Raw genomic sequence first — 13,974 nt, forward strand, 5'->3', positions numbered from 1 at the left:
AGCGCCCGAGCGTGCGTTTCAGGGCACACCGTGGCGAGGCTGCAACACCGGCCCGGCCAGGGCCCCCACAGCGGCGAAGGCCACCGCCCCGGCCCGACGCGCCGCCACCGCCCGCCCCCCGCCCGCAAGCCCGCCCAAGGCCGCCACCGGCAGCCCGGCCCGACGGGCGAGTGCGGCGAACCGAACCGGCCCCAACGCCGCCGCACCGGGATGGGACAGGGTGGGAAAGAGCGGGGAGAGGAGGGCGAGATCGGCCCCCAGCGCCTTCGCCCGGCGCAGCGCGCGCGCCCCGTGTGCAGCGACGGTGAGCAGCGCGCCGCGCCGCGGCCTCCAGCAGAGGGGGCGGGGCATGCCGTCAGCGAGATGCAGGCCCGCCCCGAGCCGAGCCGCGAGCCGGGCGTCGCGGGCGACGACCAGCCGCAGCCCCCGGCTGCGGCAGAGGCGGGCCAGGACCGCGGCGAGCCGCTCCCGCCCCGCCACCCCGTCATGGCGCAGCACCACCGCCGCCCAACCCGGCCCGCACCCCCGCACTCGGGCGGGCGGCAGACGCGAGGCGGCCGCCACGGGGTCGCCGCCGCGCGCGGCATCGGTCATAAGGATCAGGCGCGGCAGGCCTGGCCGAGGCCCGAGCCGCCGCGCCGCCGCCACCAGGTCCATGCCCGACACCCCACCCCCCTCGGCCGAAACCCCCGTCGCCCAAGCGCTCGCGCGCATCCGCGCCCGAATCGCCGCCGCCTGCGCGCGCGCCGGGCGCGACCCTGCCTCCGTCACCCTGGTCGCGGTGAGCAAGACCCACCCGGCCGAGCGCGTGGCGGAAGCGATCGCGGCGGGGCAGATGGTGTTCGGCGAGAACCGCGTGCAGGAGGCGAAGGCGAAGTTCCCCGCCCTGCGCGCCGCCCACCCCGGGCTCACGCTCCATCTGATCGGGCCCCTGCAGACGAACAAGGCAGGGGACGCCGTGGCGCTGTGCGACGCGATCGAGACGCTGGATCGGCCGAGGCTCGCCGAGGTGCTGGCGAAGGAGATGGCGAAGCAAGGCCGCCGGCCCGATGTGTTCCTGCAGGTGAACGTGGGCGATGAGCCGCAGAAGGCCGGGGTGGCGAAGGGGGAGGCCGCCTCCTTGCTTCGCCTCGCGCGCGAGGAGTTCGGGCTTCCCGTGGTGGGGGCGATGTGCATCCCCCCCGTCGATCAGGACCCCGCGCCCCACTTCGCCTGGCTTGCCGCCTTCGCCCGCGACCAGGGCCTCGCTTGCCTCAGCATGGGCATGAGCGGGGATTTCGAGGTCGCGATCGCCCACGGTGCCACCCATGTGCGGGTGGGGACCGCCATTTTCGGCGCGCGCGGTTGAGGCGGGGCGGAAGCCCGGCTTCGCCCCGCTCCCTGCACGATCCGGCGCCTCAACGCCGGCCGAGGGCGGCGATCAGGCCGTCGATCTCCGCCACCCGATCGGCCTTGACCCGCCAGGCTTGCTCGGCCTCCGCCGCCTCGCCGGCGAGGGTGTGGCGCAGCCGAAGCAGGGCACGCCGCAACGGGCGGGACGGGTCCGCGGCGTCGGCGGCCTTGCGCCGGGCGCTGCGCGCGGCATCGAGCACCGCGGTTTCGGCCGGGAAGCGCCGGCGGATCTCCGCCGCCAGCAGCGCGCCGGCGAAGCCGGGGCCGCAGTCGTCGTCATGCAGGCGCTCGTAGCGGGCGAGGAGCCCCACCGCCTCCTCCGGCAGGGGGCCGAGGATGGCGGCGAGTCGCGCCCGCTCCTCCACGGATGGAGCCACCGCATGGGCGGCGAGCGGATCGGCCGCCTCCCACCCATCGGCACGGCCCTCCTCGCGCGGCTCGTCCGCCCTTGCCCTGTCGCCGTCGTTCGTTGCGCTCATCGGTCCCTCCGTCGCTGCAACCGTCATCGGAGGGGGGAGCGCCTCGGCCCGCTTCGTTGCCCCGCAGGCGCCGTGCGCCTGGAGCCACATCCCGCGCGGAGCCCGGAGCGCCTCGGCCCAAGCCCCGTCGCGGCAGCCACCTTGCCCGGGCGGGCAGGTTGGCGGGGGCGAAACCGCCCCACTCGCGATGACACCCGGAGGATCGGCGGTGCCGACGTCGCCGTCAACCGCCCCGGCACCCCCCGCCTTGCCGCTGCGTCCGACCCTGACGCACGACGGGCGATGCCGGCCGGTCGTCCGCCGCCCTCTTCGTCAGCCGTGTCGGGATTGCCCACCCTCCGCCTGCCCGTCTGCCGCCGATCCCGGCCGCGCGACATGCAATGGGGTCAAGCTATCTTCAGCTCCTGCAGCGCCGCCTCGAGCTCCTGGAACGACGGCATGTGCTCGGTCGGTGCCATCTTCCGCCCCGTTTCCACCGCCACCTGCGGCGCGTTGCCGTGCAGATGGGCGACCAGCACGGCGCGGATCACCTCGTAGTACTTCATCTCCTCCTCGACCACGCCGGCGAGACGCGACGAAAGCGGCCCCATCAACCCGTAGGCGAGCAGCACGCCGAGGAAGGTGCCGACGAGCGCGCCGCCGATCATCCTGCCGAGCACGGGGGGCGGTTCGGTGATCGAGCCCATCGTCTTGATGACGCCCATGACCGCGGCGACGATGCCCAAGGCCGGCAGGGCGTCCGCCATCTTCTGCATGGCGTGTGCGGGGTGCATCTCCTCGGCCAGCATCTTCTTCAGCTCGCGGGCGAACACGTCCTCGATCTGGTGCGGGTCGTCGGCGTTCATGCCCACCATGCGCAGGTAGTCGCAGATCAGGGTCACCGCGTGGTGGTCGGCCGCGATCTTGGGGAACTTGTTGAACGCCGCGCTTTCCTGCGGCTTCTCGATGTGCGGCTCGAGCGCCATCGAACCCTTGGTGCTGGCAAGCCGCACGAAATAATAGAGCAGGCTCAAGAGCTCGATGTAGTCGGCTTTCTTGAACCGCGCACCCTTGATGATCTTGCCGAAGCCTGCCAGCACGTGCTTCACGCCGTGCATCGAGTTCGCCATGATCAGCGTGCCGATGGCGGAGCCGCCGATGATCATCATCTCGAACGGCAGGGCGGCGAGGATGATGCCGAGCTTGCCACCGGCCAGGATGTAGCCGCCGAAGACGCAGATCAGCACGACGACGAAGCCGACGATCGTCAGCATCGGGCCTGGTCCCCGTCACGACCTGAGGAACACCGCGCGAAGGCGAGGCTGATGAGCGGCTGCGGCCTCGGCCGGTCGGACGACGGCTCTTGACCGACGGTCTCGTCGGGCAAGGACGCCGCCGTCACGCGTGCCCGAGTGATCACTGGCCCTCCACCCCTGCGCCGCATGGCCTGCCCCTCGCCATCAGTTGACCGCCGCGGCCGTGACGCCCTGCGGGCCCGGCACCGTGCGCTGGACGAAGATCGCGATCCGGCGGTTGGCCGGCGCGCGGGGATCGGCCGGCAGGAGCGGTTCGCGATCCGCCCGCCCGGAGACCGACTGCACGAGCCGCTCCGGCAGTCCTGCCTCCTGCAACACGCGCCGCGCGGCATTGGCCCGCTCGGCCGACAGGTCCCAGTTGCTCTGCGCACTGCCCGGGCGGAACGGCGCGGCATCCGTATGGCCGGCGATGGTCACCGGCTTGTCCAGCCGGGCGAGGATCGGCGCCACCTTGGCGAGCAGCGCGCGCGCCGCCTCGTTCGGCTGCGCCGACCCGAGTGCGAACATCGCCCGGTTCTCGCTGTCGAGCAGCTGCAGGCGCAAGCCTTCCGGCGTGACGTCCACCGCGAGGTGGCGGGCGAGGGCAGCGAGCGCCGGGTCGGCCGCGACCTCGGCCTTGATCGCCTCCGCTGCGGCCTCGAGCGCGCGCGCCTCCGCCTCCGCCTCCGCCTCCGCCCGCTCGCGTTCCGCCTGCGCCTGGCGAGCGGCCTCGCCCTCCGTCGCATCGAGCCCGCCTTCGCCACGGGTCCGCGGGTCGGCGAAGCGCCCCCCTTCGGCGTAGGGGTTGGCGAAGGCCCCGCCTTCGGCGAACTGGGCCTGATGCGGCTCACCCTCATCCGGCACGTCCACCTGGTCGGGCGGGAAGGAGCGTGGCACCTGCGGCACGGTCGGCGTGCCCGCGCGCCCGACCAGCGAGTCGTCGTGCGTCATGTCGGCGCCGCCGAAGGGACGGCCCATGCCGGAATTGCCCGAGCCGAAGATGTTCGCCTCGGCGAAGTAGTTGGCGATGCCGAGCCGCTGCTCCTCCGTCGTGGCGTTGAGCAGCCACATCAGCAGGAAGAACGCCATCATCGCGGTGACGAAGTCGGCATAGGCGACCTTCCAGGCCCCGCCGTGATGACCGTGGCCCTCGCCCTCGTCGCGGCGGATGACGATCGGCGCGGCGTCCTTGTCCTTGCCCTTGCCCTTGCTCATCGTGCCCACGTGCCGGGATGGAAGCCGCCTCGCGCGACCCCGCCCGCTCCCGACACTGCCGCACAGGGATTAAGCCTTGCCTAAACGCCGGCGCATGCCCGGCCTGGCGGCGCCCGGTTGCGCCCCGTCACCCCGGCGCCTATATGCGCGCCCGGCGCGGGTCGGCCCCGTGCTGCGTGCATGAAGACCTCGGGGCATCGCCCGACTGCCCCGGACCGGACGGCGAGCGCAGCCGCGCCCGCGTCCTTCTGGGGGAGAGAGATGGCGATTGGCGAGGCCCTGAGCGAGCGGCGGCGGAGCGACTGGCTGTGCTGACTGTCGTTCTCGCCCCCTTCTTCGCTGCCCTCGCCGCGCCGTGGCTGGTGCGACGTCTCGACCGCCGGGCGTCCTTCGTCCTCGCCCTCGTTCCGGTCGCGATCTTTGCCTGGACCCTCTCGCGCCTGGATGCCTTCGCCGCGGGGTTGACGGACGTGACACCGTGGGTGCCGGGGCTCGACGTCGCGCTGGCCTTCCGACTCGACGGGCTGTCGGGGCTGTTCGTGCTGCTGATCTCCGGCATCGGCACGCTCGTCGTGCTGTATGCCGGCGGTTACCTCGCCGGGCACCCGATGCTCGGCCGGTTCTTCGTGTTCCTGATGCTGTTCATGGGCGCGATGCTCGGCCTCGTTCTGGCCGACGACCTGATCGCGCTCTTCGTGTTCTGGGAACTGACGAGCCTCGCCTCCTACCTCCTGGTCGGCTTCCAGAGCGAGAAGCCGGCCGCGCGGCGGGCCGCGCTGCAGGCGCTGCTGATCACGGGGACGGGCGGGCTTGCGCTGCTCGCGGGCCTGATCCTCGCCGCGATCGCCGGCGGCTCCTGGCGACTCTCCGACCTCGTCCTCGCCGGTGAGGCAATCCGCGGCCATGGGCTCTACCTGCCGGCGATGGGGCTGATTGTGCTCGGCTCGTTCACCAAGAGCGCGCAGTGGCCGTTCCACTCCTGGCTGCCCGGCGCGATGCAGGCACCGACCCCCGTCTCGGCCTACCTCCATTCCGCCACCATGGTGAAGGCCGGCGTCTATCTCCTCGCCCGGCTGGATCCGGCCTTCGGCGGCACCGCGGCCTGGACCACCACCCTGCTCGTCATCGGCGGCATCACCATGCTGGCGGGGCTCGTGCTCGCGCTCCTCGAGACCGACCTCAAGCTCGTCCTCGCCTGGACCACGGTGTCCGCCCTCGGCGCGCTCGTCTTCCTGATCGGCCCGGCGACCGAGGACAGCGCGCGGGCGGCGATGGCCTTTCTGCTCACCCACGCCCTCTACAAGGGTGCCCTCTTCATGGCGGCGGGCAATGTCGATCACGAGGCGGGAACGCGCGACCTGCGCGACCTTTCGGGGCTGGTTCGCGCGATGCCGATCACCTTCGCCGCCACCGCCGTCTCCTCGGCCTCCATGGCGGGGTTTCCCTTGAGCCTCGGCTGGGTCAGCAAGGCGATCACCAAGGCCGCCGCGATCGAGGCGGGGGGGTTCGTGCCGGTGGCGGTGGTCACCTTCGCCACCCTGCTCCTGGTGGCGATCGCCGGCGTGGTCGCGATCGAACCGTTCCTCGGGCGCAAAAGCGAGGCGGCGAAGGAGGCGCACGAGGCGCCGCCCTCGATGCTGGTCGGGCCGCTCGCACTGGCCTCCCTTTCGCTCCTCTTCGGCCTCTTCCCCGATCTCGTCTCCGACGCGGTGCTCGCTCCCGCCGCCTCCGCCGTCGCCGGCGTGCCGCTTGCCGTCGAGGCGAAGGTGATCAAGCCGTTCGACTGGACCCTCGGCCTCACCCTCGTCGCCTTCGCCGCCGGTGCCGCGCTCTACGTGCTGTGGCAGCGCCGTGCCGAGCTCTGGCGCGATCGGCTCGAGCCGGTGCTCTCGCGCGGGCCCGATGCCGGATACGATCATGCCCTCGTCGGCCTCGCGCGCCTCGCCGCCTGGCAGACGCGGCTTTGGCAGCCGGGCCTCCTGCATCGCTACACCGCGGCAACCTTCGCCGTCATCGTCGTCGCCACCTTGGCGGCCCTGTTCCGCGGCGATCTCCGCCTCGCCTTCCCGCTGGATGGGCTGCGGCTGATCGAAATCGCGGTGATGGCGCTCACCGCTGCGGCCGCGATCGTCGCCGCCATCGCCACCACCCGGCTGCTCGCCGTCACCGCGCTCGGCATGGTCGGCATCGGGGTCGCGCTGATCTTCATGCTGTTCGGCGCGCCCGATCTCGCCATCACCCAGTTCATGGTCGAAACGCTGGTCGTCGTGCTGCTGGCGCTCGTCTTGGTCCGCCTGCCCGGCTTCCGCCTCTCCGCCACCGCCGACCGCCCGCGCGCGCTGCACGCGGCGATCGCCGGGGCGACGGGGCTTCTCGTCATCGTGCTCCTGCTCGGCGTGCTCGCCGAACCGTTCGATTCGCGGCTTTCCGAGTGGTTCGCGCGCACCTCCGTGCCGGAGGCCTTCGGGCACAACATCGTCAACGTCATCCTGGTCGATTTCCGCGCCATCGACACCCTGGGCGAGATCATTGTCGTGTTCGCGGCCGCCCTCGCCGGGCTTGCCGCCATCGCGGCGCGGGCGACGCGGCGGGGGGCGCGATGAGCAGCCTGATCCTGCGCGCAGGCACGCGGATCCTCGCGCCGATGATGCTTCTGCTCTCGGTGTTCCTGCTCTGGCGCGGGCACAACCTGCCGGGTGGCGGCTTCATCGGCGGCCTCGTCGCCACCTCGGCGATCGCGCTGCAGGGCATCGCCTTCGGCCCCGAGGCGATCCGCCGCACCCTGGTCGTCCCCCCCGCCGTCGTGGCCGGGGTGGGCGTGCTGATCGCCGTTGTCGCGGCGTTGCCGGCCGCGCTCGCGGGCTTGCCGTTCTTCACCGGGCTCTGGCTCAAGCTCGACCTCGGCGACGGCGCGGTGCTGCCGCTCTCCACGCCCCTCCTGTTCGACATCGGGGTCTATCTCACCGTCATCGGCGGGGTGTGCGCGTTGATCGCCGCCCTCGAGGAGGAGCCTTCGCTCGAGGGCGGCGAAGAGGGCGGCTGAGGCGATGGAACTGCCGCTGGTCCTCCTCATCGGCCTGCTGACCGCGGTCGCGACCTGGCTGATGCTGTCGCGCAACCTGATCCGCCTGTTGTTGGGTTTCGCCGTGCTCGGCAACGCGGTGAACCTCGCGATCTTCGTCTCTGGGCGCCTCACGCGCGATGCGCCGCCGCTCGTGCCGCTCGATGCCGAAACGATCACCGGTGCCTTCGCCAACCCCCTGCCGCAGGCGCTGGTGCTGACCGCGATCGTGATCGGCTTCGGCCTCCTCGCCTTCGCCCTCGTCCTCGCCTGGGTGGCCTACGAGCGCCTCGGCACCGTGCGCACCGACGAGATGCGCGTGGCCGAGCCTCCCGAGGAGAAGGCGTGATGGGCGGCTGGCTCGCCGCGCTCGTCCTCGTCGTGCCGATGCTCTCCGCCGGCGCGACCACCCTCGCGCACGCCGCACCTCGGCTGCAGGCGCGGCTTTCGCTGGCCGGTGCCTTCGCCCTGCTCGCGGTTTCGGTCGCGCTCCTTGCCGTCGTGCTGTCGGACGGGATGGTGGTGCTGCAGTCGGGCAACTGGGCCGCCCCCTTCGGCATCGCCTTCGCCGTCGACACGCTGGGCGCGGTGATGACGGTGATCGCCGCCGTCACCGGGGTGGCCTGCCTCGCCTTCGGCCTCGGCGAGATCGGCGAGACGGAACGGCGCGCCTGGTTCCATCCGCTCTCGCACGTGCTGCTGCTCGGCGTGTGCGGCGCCTTCCTGACGGGCGATCTGTTCAACCTCTACGTCTGGTTCGAGGTGATGCTGATCGCCTCCTTCGGCCTGATGACGGTGGGAGGCACGAAGGCGCAGATCGATGGGGCGGTGAAGTACGTCGCGCTCAATCTCGTCGCGACCTTGATGTTCCTGCTCGCGGTCGCGCTGATCTACGGGCTGACGGGAACACTGAATTTCGCCGACATCGCGCGCAGCGTTCCTGCCGTCGCCAACACCGGCGTGCTGACCGCCGCCGCCACCCTGCTGCTGGCCGCCTTCGGCATGAAGGCCGCCGTCTTCCCGCTCTTCTTCTGGTTGCCGGCGGCCTATCACACGCCGCTCGTCTCGGTCTCGGCGGTGTTCGCGGGCCTCCTCACCAAGGTCGGCGTCTACGCGCTGATCCGCGCCTTCACGCTCCTCTTCACCCACGACCCCGACTGGACGCACACGCTGCTCTTGTGGATCGCGGGCCTGACCATGGTGACGGGCGTGCTGGGTGCCGCGGCGCAAAGCGAGATGCGGCGCATCCTGTCGTGGCACATCATCAGCCAGATCGGCTACATGGTGATGGGGCTGGCGCTCGCGACCCCGCTCGGCATCGTCGGCTCGGTCTTCTACCTGGTCCACCACATCATCGTGAAGGCGAACCTGTTCCTGATCGCGGGCGTGGCCGCGCGGCTGACGGGGTCGATGGAGCTGAAGAGGATCGGCGGGCTTTATCGCTCCGCGCCGTGGCTCGGCGTGCTGTTCTTCATTCCGGCCTTCAGCCTCGCGGGTTTCCCGCCGCTCTCGGGATTCTGGGCGAAGCTCGTGCTGGTGCGCGCCGCGCTCGAGATCGGCTCGTGGTGGATCGCGGCCGCGGCCCTCGTCACCGGGCTCCTCACCATCTACTCGATGACGAAGATCTGGGGCGAGGCGTTCTGGAAGCCGCACCCGGCCGGTGAAGCGGCGGCGCGACCGCTCGCCGAAGCGCCGCCCGCGATGCTCGCCCCCATCGCCGCCCTCGCCGCCGGCACGGTGGTGATCGGCCTGTTCGCCCAGCCCTTCTACGTCGTTGCCGAACGGGCGGCGCGGGAACTCCTCGACCCCGCCGCCTACATCGCCACCGTGCTCGGAGAGGTGCGATGAACCGCGACGTCGGGTTGTTCGCCATCAACCTGCTGTTGATGCTCGCCTGGTGCGCGGCCTTCGGCTCGTTCTCGCTCTGGACCATGGGCACGGGTTTCGCGGCCGGTTTCGGTGCGCTCTATCTCACGCGCGACCTCTGGGCCGGTGGCACGCCGGCCTATTTCCGCAAGACCGTCCGCTTCCTCGCCTTCACCCTCTTCTACGCCAAGGCGCTCGTGCAGTCCTCGCTGCAGATCGCGCGCCAGGTGCTGAGCCCGCGCCTCGTGGCGCACCCGGGCGTGATCGCGGTGCCGCTCGCCGCCGAGCGCGACGTCGAGATCGCCGCACTCGCCAACCTGATCACGCTCACCCCGGGCACGCTCGCCCTCGACGTCTCGGAGGATCGCTCGACCCTCTACGTGCACGCGATGTTCCTCGACGACCCAGAGGCCGCGCTCGCCGACATCAAGGGCAACTTCGAGGCCCGGCTTCTCGGGTTCCTGCGATGAGCGGCATCGTCTCGGTCGCCATCTGGTTCGGCTGGGTGATGATCGCGGCGGCCTTCGCGATCGGGCTCGCGCGCCTCGTCAAGGGCCCGCACCTGCCGGATCGCATCGTCGCCCTCGACATGCTCGCTCTCACCTGCATCGCCGCCGCCTGCCTGATGGTGCTCTCCTCAGGGATCGCGGCCTATCTCGACTTCGCGCTGGTGATGGCGCTCGTCTCCTTCCTCTCCACCGTCGCCTTCGCCCGCTACGTGGAGTGGGTGGCGTTGCGCCGCGCCCGCCAGGCCGAGCCGCCGCCGCTCGAGCAGGCCGATGACTGATCTCCTGCTCGATCTCCTCCTCGTCGTGCTGATCCTCGCGGGAGCGGGCTTCGCGCTGATCGCCGCGATCGGCATCTGGCGCCTGCCCGATTCGCTGATGCGCATGCACGCCTCGTCCAAGGCCGGCACGCTGGGCGGCTCCCTCCTCCTGTTCGCGGTCGCGATCGGGGTGGGCGAACTCGACGTCGTCGCGCGCGCCCTCGCCGGGGTCGGTTTCCTGCTCTTCACGACACCGATCGCCTCGCACTTGATCGCGCGCGCCACCTACCTGCTCGGCGTGCCGCGCTGGGAAGGGCAGGTGCGCGACGATCTCGAGGGCCGCTACGACCTCGCCGTCCGAATCTGCCGCGCCCCGGCGAGGACCGCCGACAGCGCCGCACCGAGCCCGGCGAAGGCGGAGGGATCCTCCACCGGCTGAGCCGCGCGCGGGGCGAGGCCGAGGGAGGCGAGGGCGAGCGCGAACCGCACCCCTGAGGCGAGGCTGTCGAGCACGGGAACCGGGATGAGGGGAGCGAGCCGCGGCGCGAGCCCGGCAAGCCCCGCCCCGCCGAGCACCACCACCTCCGCCCGATCGCGCTCCACCGCCGCTCGCGCCTCTTCCACAAGCGAGGCGAGCGCCGCTTCGGGGTCGCGCGCGATCCGGTCCCCCGTCGCCGCCACCGCGCGCACGATCACGCGACCGCTGAAGCCCATCGCGGCGGCGAATTCCTCGAGCATCGGCACCCAGGCCGCCCCGCCCGTCAGCAGCGCGATGCGCTGCCCGACCGCCGCCGCGACGAGGATGGAGGCCTCCGCCATGCCGGTGACGGGGACGGGCGCGAGCTCGCGCAGGGCATGCAGCCCTGGGTCGCCGAAACAGGCGATCAACACGGCATCCGGCTCGCCGCCCTGCGCCGCCGCCTCGGCATAGGCGTCGAGTACGGCGTGGGCGGCGATCGCGGCCGCGACGCGGCTGGCGATGTAGCGGGCGCCGAAACGCGCGGTCGCGCCGTTCACCTCGACGCCCTGGCCGACCTCGGCCATCGCCAACCCGACCATGCGCGCGGTCAGCGCCGCATCGGTGTTGCCGTTGATCAGCAGGAGCCGCATCGCCCCTCCGCCCGAATCGTCATCCCTCGCTGCCCATTGCGCGGGCAGGCGGTCGATCCGACCCTGCCGTCCGCCCCGCCGCAAGACGCCGCCTCGTCACGGCACACGCCTTGCGTCCCCTCGTCGTGTCTGGAACGCTCCTACCCGGGCTTCACTGAAACGACAGGGACACCGCGATGCACCTGCGCCGCCTGCTGCTCGCCGCCACCTTCGGGCTTCTGCCCGCCCTCGCCGCCAACCATGCCGCCGCCCAGGGCACCATCCGCATCGGCATGACGGCGGCCGACATCCCGCTCACCCACGGCCAGCCCGACCAGGGCTTCGAGGGCAACCGCTTCACCGGCATCCCGCTCTACGACAGTCTCACCGCCTGGGACCTCACCCGGGCCGACCGACCGACTCCGCTCGTGCCCTCCCTCGCCACCGAGTGGTCGGTCGATCCGAACGACAAGACGCGCTGGATCTTTCGGCTGCGCCGCGGCGTGAAGTTCCACGACGGCTCCGAGTTCAACGCCGATGCTGTGGTGTGGAACGTGCGCAAGGTGCTCGATCGCGACGCGCCGCACTTCGACCCGCGTCAGGTCGGCGTCACCGCCACCCGCATGCCCACGCTGCGGCGGGCGGAGAAGATCGACGACTACACCGTGGCGTTGATCACCTCGGAGCCCGACTCGCTCTTGCCGATCAACCTCACCAACCTGTTCATGGCGAGCCCCACGCACTGGGAGCGCAAGCGCGCCGCCGCCCCCAACGCCGAAGCCGCCTGGAACGCCTTCGCCGCCGACCCCTCCGGTACGGGCCCGTTCCGCCTCGTGCGCTTCGTGCCGCGCGAGCGCGTGGAGTACGTGCGCAACGAGAACTACTGGGGGGAGATCAAGGCCAAGGCCGAGCGCATCGTGCTGCTGCCCATCCCGGAAGCGAATGCGCGCACCGCGGCCCTGCTGTCGGGCCAAGTGGATTGGATCGAGGCCCCCGCCCCCGATGCGCTGCCGCAGCTGCGCGCGCGCGGCATGCAGATCCACTCCAACGTCCAGCCGCATGTCTGGCCGTGGCAGCCCTGCTTCGTCGAAGGCTCTCCGCTCGCCGATGTGCGGGTGCGCAAGGCGATCAACCTCGGCATCGACCGCGAGGGGCTGAAGACCCTGCTCGGTGGGATGATGGTGCCGGCCGTGGGCACGGTGCAACCGGGCCATCCCTGGTGGGGCAACCCCTCGTTCCAGATCAAGTACGATCCCGCCGAGGCCCGCCGCCTGCTCGCCGAAGCGGGCTACGGCCCGCAGCGGCCGCTCAACCTGAAGGTGCAGATCTCGGCCTCCGGGTCGGGGCAGATGCAGCCCCTGCCGATGAACGAGTTCATCCAGCAGAACCTGCGCGCGATCGGGGTGAACGTCGAGTTCGACGTGCTCGAGTGGAACACGCTGTTCACCAACTGGCGCCGCGGCTGCAAGGACCCGTCCGCCCGCGGCGCGCACGCGATCAACGTCTCCTTCGCCGCGATGGACCCCTTCTTCGCCATGGTGCGGTTCTGGGACAGCAAGATGGCCCCGCCCGTCTCCAACAACTGGGGCCACTTCTCGGACCCCCGCTTCGACGCGATGGTGGCGGCGGCGCGCAACGCCTTCGACCCGGCAGAGCGCGACGCCGCGCTTGCGCGCCTGCACGCGGCCGGTGTGGATGAGGCGCTGTTCATCTGGATCGCGCACGACGTCGGCCCGCGGGCGATGAGCCCGCGCGTGCGCGGCTTCGTGCAGCCGCAGTCGTGGTTCGTCGATCTGCGCCTGCCGTTCATCCAGTGACGGCGAGGCGATGACGCCCGCGGGGGCGGGAGAGCCCCGCCCCCGACCCGAACACCACGATGCTCCTCTACCTCCTCCGACGCCTGCTCTACGCGGTGCCGATCGCCCTCTCGGTCGGGCTCGTCTGCTTCCTCCTCGTGCACATCGCGCCGGGCGACCCGATCAACGCCATCGTGCCGGCCGATGCGCCGCAGGAGCTGGTCGAGCAGATCCGGCGCGACTACGGGCTCGACCGCCCGCTGCCCATCCAGTTCGCGGTCTGGCTCGGCAAGGTGGCACAAGGCGATTTCGGCAATTCGCTGGCGACCGGCCGCCCCGTGTGGGCCGACCTTTCGGTCGCCATCGGCAACACGCTGCGGCTTGCGTTCGCCGCCGCGCTGATCGGGTTCGTGCTCGGCACCGTGTTGGGCGGGCTCGCGGGGTCGTTCCAGGGCAGCCCGATCGATAAGCTCGCGGTCGCCTTCGCGGTCGCCGGCGTGTCCGTGCCGCACTACTGGCTCGGCATGGTGCTGGTGGTCATCTTCTCGGTCCAGCTGAACTGGCTGCCCGCCATGGGGGCGGGGCCGGGAGGGTCGTCGGACTGGGCGTGGGATGCCGAACACGTCCGCCACCTGATCCTGCCTGCGGTCACCCTCTCCGTCATCCCGATGGGAATCGTCACCCGCACCGTGCGCGGCATCGTCGCCGAGATCCTGAACCAGGACTTCGTGCAGACGCTGCGCGCCAAGGGCCTTTCGGGGTGGGGCGTGTTCCTGCACGTCGTCAAGAACGCCGCGCCCAACAGCATCGCGGTGATGGGGCTGCAGCTGGGCTACCTCCTGGGGGGCTCGATCCTGGTCGAGACGGTGTTCTCCTGGCCCGGCACGGGGCTGTTGTTGAACAACGCGATCTTCCAGCGCGACCTTCCCGTGCTGCAGGCGACCATCCTCGTGCTCGCGATGTTCTTCGTCGTGCTCAACCTCGCGGTCGATCTCGTGCAGACGGCGATCGACCCGCGCATCCGCCGAGGCTGAAG

The 13,974-nt window shown here is 71.6% G+C and carries 15 protein-coding genes; 10 read left to right on the forward strand and 5 right to left on the reverse strand.

From position 1 onward, the window contains the following. Positions 1 to 18: 18 nt before the first annotated feature. Positions 19 to 657: a thiamine phosphate synthase gene (locus DWB05_RS08400; protein WP_114376761.1), complete on the reverse strand. Its 639-nt coding sequence runs from the start codon at positions 655 to 657 to the stop codon at positions 19 to 21. Between DWB05_RS08400 and DWB05_RS08405 the strand changes: the two genes are divergently transcribed. Further along, positions 656 to 1,348 carry a YggS family pyridoxal phosphate-dependent enzyme gene (locus DWB05_RS08405; protein WP_114376762.1) on the forward strand — a complete coding sequence of 231 codons (693 nt, stop codon included), beginning with the start codon at positions 656 to 658 and terminating at the stop codon, positions 1,346 to 1,348. The genes DWB05_RS08400 and DWB05_RS08405 overlap by 2 nt on opposite strands. 49 nt (positions 1,349 to 1,397) lie before the next feature. On the opposite strand, the gene DWB05_RS08410 is transcribed toward DWB05_RS08405, so the two are convergent. From DWB05_RS08410 to DWB05_RS08420, 3 genes are all read right to left on the reverse strand, one after another. Beyond that, positions 1,398 to 1,871, reverse strand: a complete 474-nt coding sequence (locus DWB05_RS08410) for a hypothetical protein (protein ID WP_114376763.1) — start codon at positions 1,869 to 1,871, stop codon at positions 1,398 to 1,400. A gap of 386 nt (positions 1,872 to 2,257) precedes the next feature. Continuing rightward, positions 2,258 to 3,124 (reverse strand): flagellar motor stator protein MotA, encoded by an 867-nt coding sequence (motA, locus tag DWB05_RS08415; protein WP_114376764.1) that lies wholly within the window; start codon positions 3,122 to 3,124, stop codon positions 2,258 to 2,260. A gap of 186 nt (positions 3,125 to 3,310) precedes the next feature. Beyond that, a complete protein-coding gene (locus DWB05_RS08420) occupies positions 3,311 to 4,360 on the reverse strand; it encodes a flagellar motor protein MotB (protein ID WP_157967136.1) in 1,050 nt (349 codons plus the stop codon). Between the two features lie 308 nt (positions 4,361 to 4,668). On the opposite strand from DWB05_RS08420, the gene mbhE reads away from it, so the two are divergent. The 7 genes from mbhE to mnhG are packed head-to-tail and all read left to right on the forward strand — an operon-like array spanning position 4,669 to position 10,492. Further along, entirely contained in the window at positions 4,669 to 6,963 is a 2,295-nt protein-coding gene (gene mbhE / locus DWB05_RS08425; protein ID WP_198669114.1) for a hydrogen gas-evolving membrane-bound hydrogenase subunit E, read from the forward strand. Next, positions 6,960 to 7,403, forward strand: a complete 444-nt coding sequence (locus tag DWB05_RS08430) for an MnhB domain-containing protein (protein WP_114376767.1) — start codon at positions 6,960 to 6,962, stop codon at positions 7,401 to 7,403. Before mbhE ends, DWB05_RS08430 begins: the two co-directional genes overlap by 4 nt. A 4-nt stretch (positions 7,404 to 7,407) precedes the next feature. Beyond that, positions 7,408 to 7,770 carry a Na+/H+ antiporter subunit C gene (locus DWB05_RS08435; protein ID WP_114376768.1) on the forward strand — a complete coding sequence of 121 codons (363 nt, stop codon included), beginning with the start codon at positions 7,408 to 7,410 and terminating at the stop codon, positions 7,768 to 7,770. Continuing rightward, the gene (locus DWB05_RS08440) at positions 7,770 to 9,269 is read left to right on the forward strand and encodes a Na+/H+ antiporter subunit D (RefSeq protein WP_114376769.1); all 1,500 of its coding nucleotides are present in this window, start codon (positions 7,770 to 7,772) and stop codon (positions 9,267 to 9,269) included. Before DWB05_RS08435 ends, DWB05_RS08440 begins: the two co-directional genes overlap by 1 nt. Continuing rightward, positions 9,266 to 9,757, forward strand: a complete 492-nt coding sequence (locus DWB05_RS08445) for a Na+/H+ antiporter subunit E (protein ID WP_114376770.1) — start codon at positions 9,266 to 9,268, stop codon at positions 9,755 to 9,757. Before DWB05_RS08440 ends, DWB05_RS08445 begins: the two co-directional genes overlap by 4 nt. Then, positions 9,754 to 10,074 carry an MrpF/PhaF family protein gene (locus DWB05_RS08450; protein WP_114376771.1) on the forward strand — a complete coding sequence of 107 codons (321 nt, stop codon included), beginning with the start codon at positions 9,754 to 9,756 and terminating at the stop codon, positions 10,072 to 10,074. The genes DWB05_RS08445 and DWB05_RS08450 overlap by 4 nt, the downstream gene beginning before the upstream one ends. Then, positions 10,067 to 10,492, forward strand: coding sequence for a monovalent cation/H(+) antiporter subunit G (mnhG, locus tag DWB05_RS08455; protein WP_114376772.1), 426 nt, complete (start codon positions 10,067 to 10,069; stop codon positions 10,490 to 10,492). Before DWB05_RS08450 ends, mnhG begins: the two co-directional genes overlap by 8 nt. Here mnhG and DWB05_RS08460 read toward each other — a convergent pair. Then, on the reverse strand, positions 10,396 to 11,163 hold the full coding sequence (locus DWB05_RS08460) for an aspartate/glutamate racemase family protein (RefSeq protein WP_114376773.1): 768 nt from the start codon (positions 11,161 to 11,163) through the stop codon (positions 10,396 to 10,398). The genes mnhG and DWB05_RS08460 overlap by 97 nt on opposite strands. Before the next feature lie 176 nt (positions 11,164 to 11,339). On the opposite strand from DWB05_RS08460, the gene DWB05_RS08465 reads away from it, so the two are divergent. Together DWB05_RS08465 and DWB05_RS08470 are read left to right on the forward strand one after the other, a co-directional pair. Beyond that, positions 11,340 to 12,959: an ABC transporter substrate-binding protein gene (locus DWB05_RS08465; RefSeq protein ID WP_114376774.1), complete on the forward strand. Its 1,620-nt coding sequence runs from the start codon at positions 11,340 to 11,342 to the stop codon at positions 12,957 to 12,959. Between the two features lie 59 nt (positions 12,960 to 13,018). Continuing rightward, positions 13,019 to 13,972: an ABC transporter permease gene (locus tag DWB05_RS08470; protein WP_114376775.1), complete on the forward strand. Its 954-nt coding sequence runs from the start codon at positions 13,019 to 13,021 to the stop codon at positions 13,970 to 13,972. Positions 13,973 to 13,974: the final 2 nt, after the last annotated feature.

Origin of the sequence: Elioraea thermophila (ex Habib et al. 2022), from assembly GCF_003336755.1 — a bacterium.
Taxonomy (GTDB): domain Bacteria; phylum Pseudomonadota; class Alphaproteobacteria; order Acetobacterales; family Acetobacteraceae; genus Elioraea; species Elioraea thermophila.

Coding starts and splice junctions, on each gene's coding strand:
- DWB05_RS08405 (WP_114376762.1), top strand. CDS start 656: ATGCCCGACACCCCACCCCCCTCGGCCGAAACCCCCGTCGCCCAAGCG.
- DWB05_RS08400 (WP_114376761.1), bottom strand. CDS start 657: ATGGACCTGGTGGCGGCGGCGCGGCGGCTCGGGCCTCGGCCAGGCCTG.
- DWB05_RS08410 (WP_114376763.1), bottom strand. CDS start 1,871: ATGAGCGCAACGAACGACGGCGACAGGGCAAGGGCGGACGAGCCGCGC.
- motA (WP_114376764.1), bottom strand. CDS start 3,124: ATGCTGACGATCGTCGGCTTCGTCGTCGTGCTGATCTGCGTCTTCGGC.
- DWB05_RS08420 (WP_157967136.1), bottom strand. CDS start 4,360: ATGAGCAAGGGCAAGGGCAAGGACAAGGACGCCGCGCCGATCGTCATC.
- DWB05_RS08430 (WP_114376767.1), top strand. CDS start 6,960: ATGAGCAGCCTGATCCTGCGCGCAGGCACGCGGATCCTCGCGCCGATG.
- DWB05_RS08435 (WP_114376768.1), top strand. CDS start 7,408: ATGGAACTGCCGCTGGTCCTCCTCATCGGCCTGCTGACCGCGGTCGCG.
- DWB05_RS08440 (WP_114376769.1), top strand. CDS start 7,770: ATGGGCGGCTGGCTCGCCGCGCTCGTCCTCGTCGTGCCGATGCTCTCC.
- DWB05_RS08445 (WP_114376770.1), top strand. CDS start 9,266: ATGAACCGCGACGTCGGGTTGTTCGCCATCAACCTGCTGTTGATGCTC.
- DWB05_RS08450 (WP_114376771.1), top strand. CDS start 9,754: ATGAGCGGCATCGTCTCGGTCGCCATCTGGTTCGGCTGGGTGATGATC.
- mnhG (WP_114376772.1), top strand. CDS start 10,067: ATGACTGATCTCCTGCTCGATCTCCTCCTCGTCGTGCTGATCCTCGCG.
- DWB05_RS08460 (WP_114376773.1), bottom strand. CDS start 11,163: ATGCGGCTCCTGCTGATCAACGGCAACACCGATGCGGCGCTGACCGCG.
- DWB05_RS08465 (WP_114376774.1), top strand. CDS start 11,340: ATGCACCTGCGCCGCCTGCTGCTCGCCGCCACCTTCGGGCTTCTGCCC.
- DWB05_RS08470 (WP_114376775.1), top strand. CDS start 13,019: ATGCTCCTCTACCTCCTCCGACGCCTGCTCTACGCGGTGCCGATCGCC.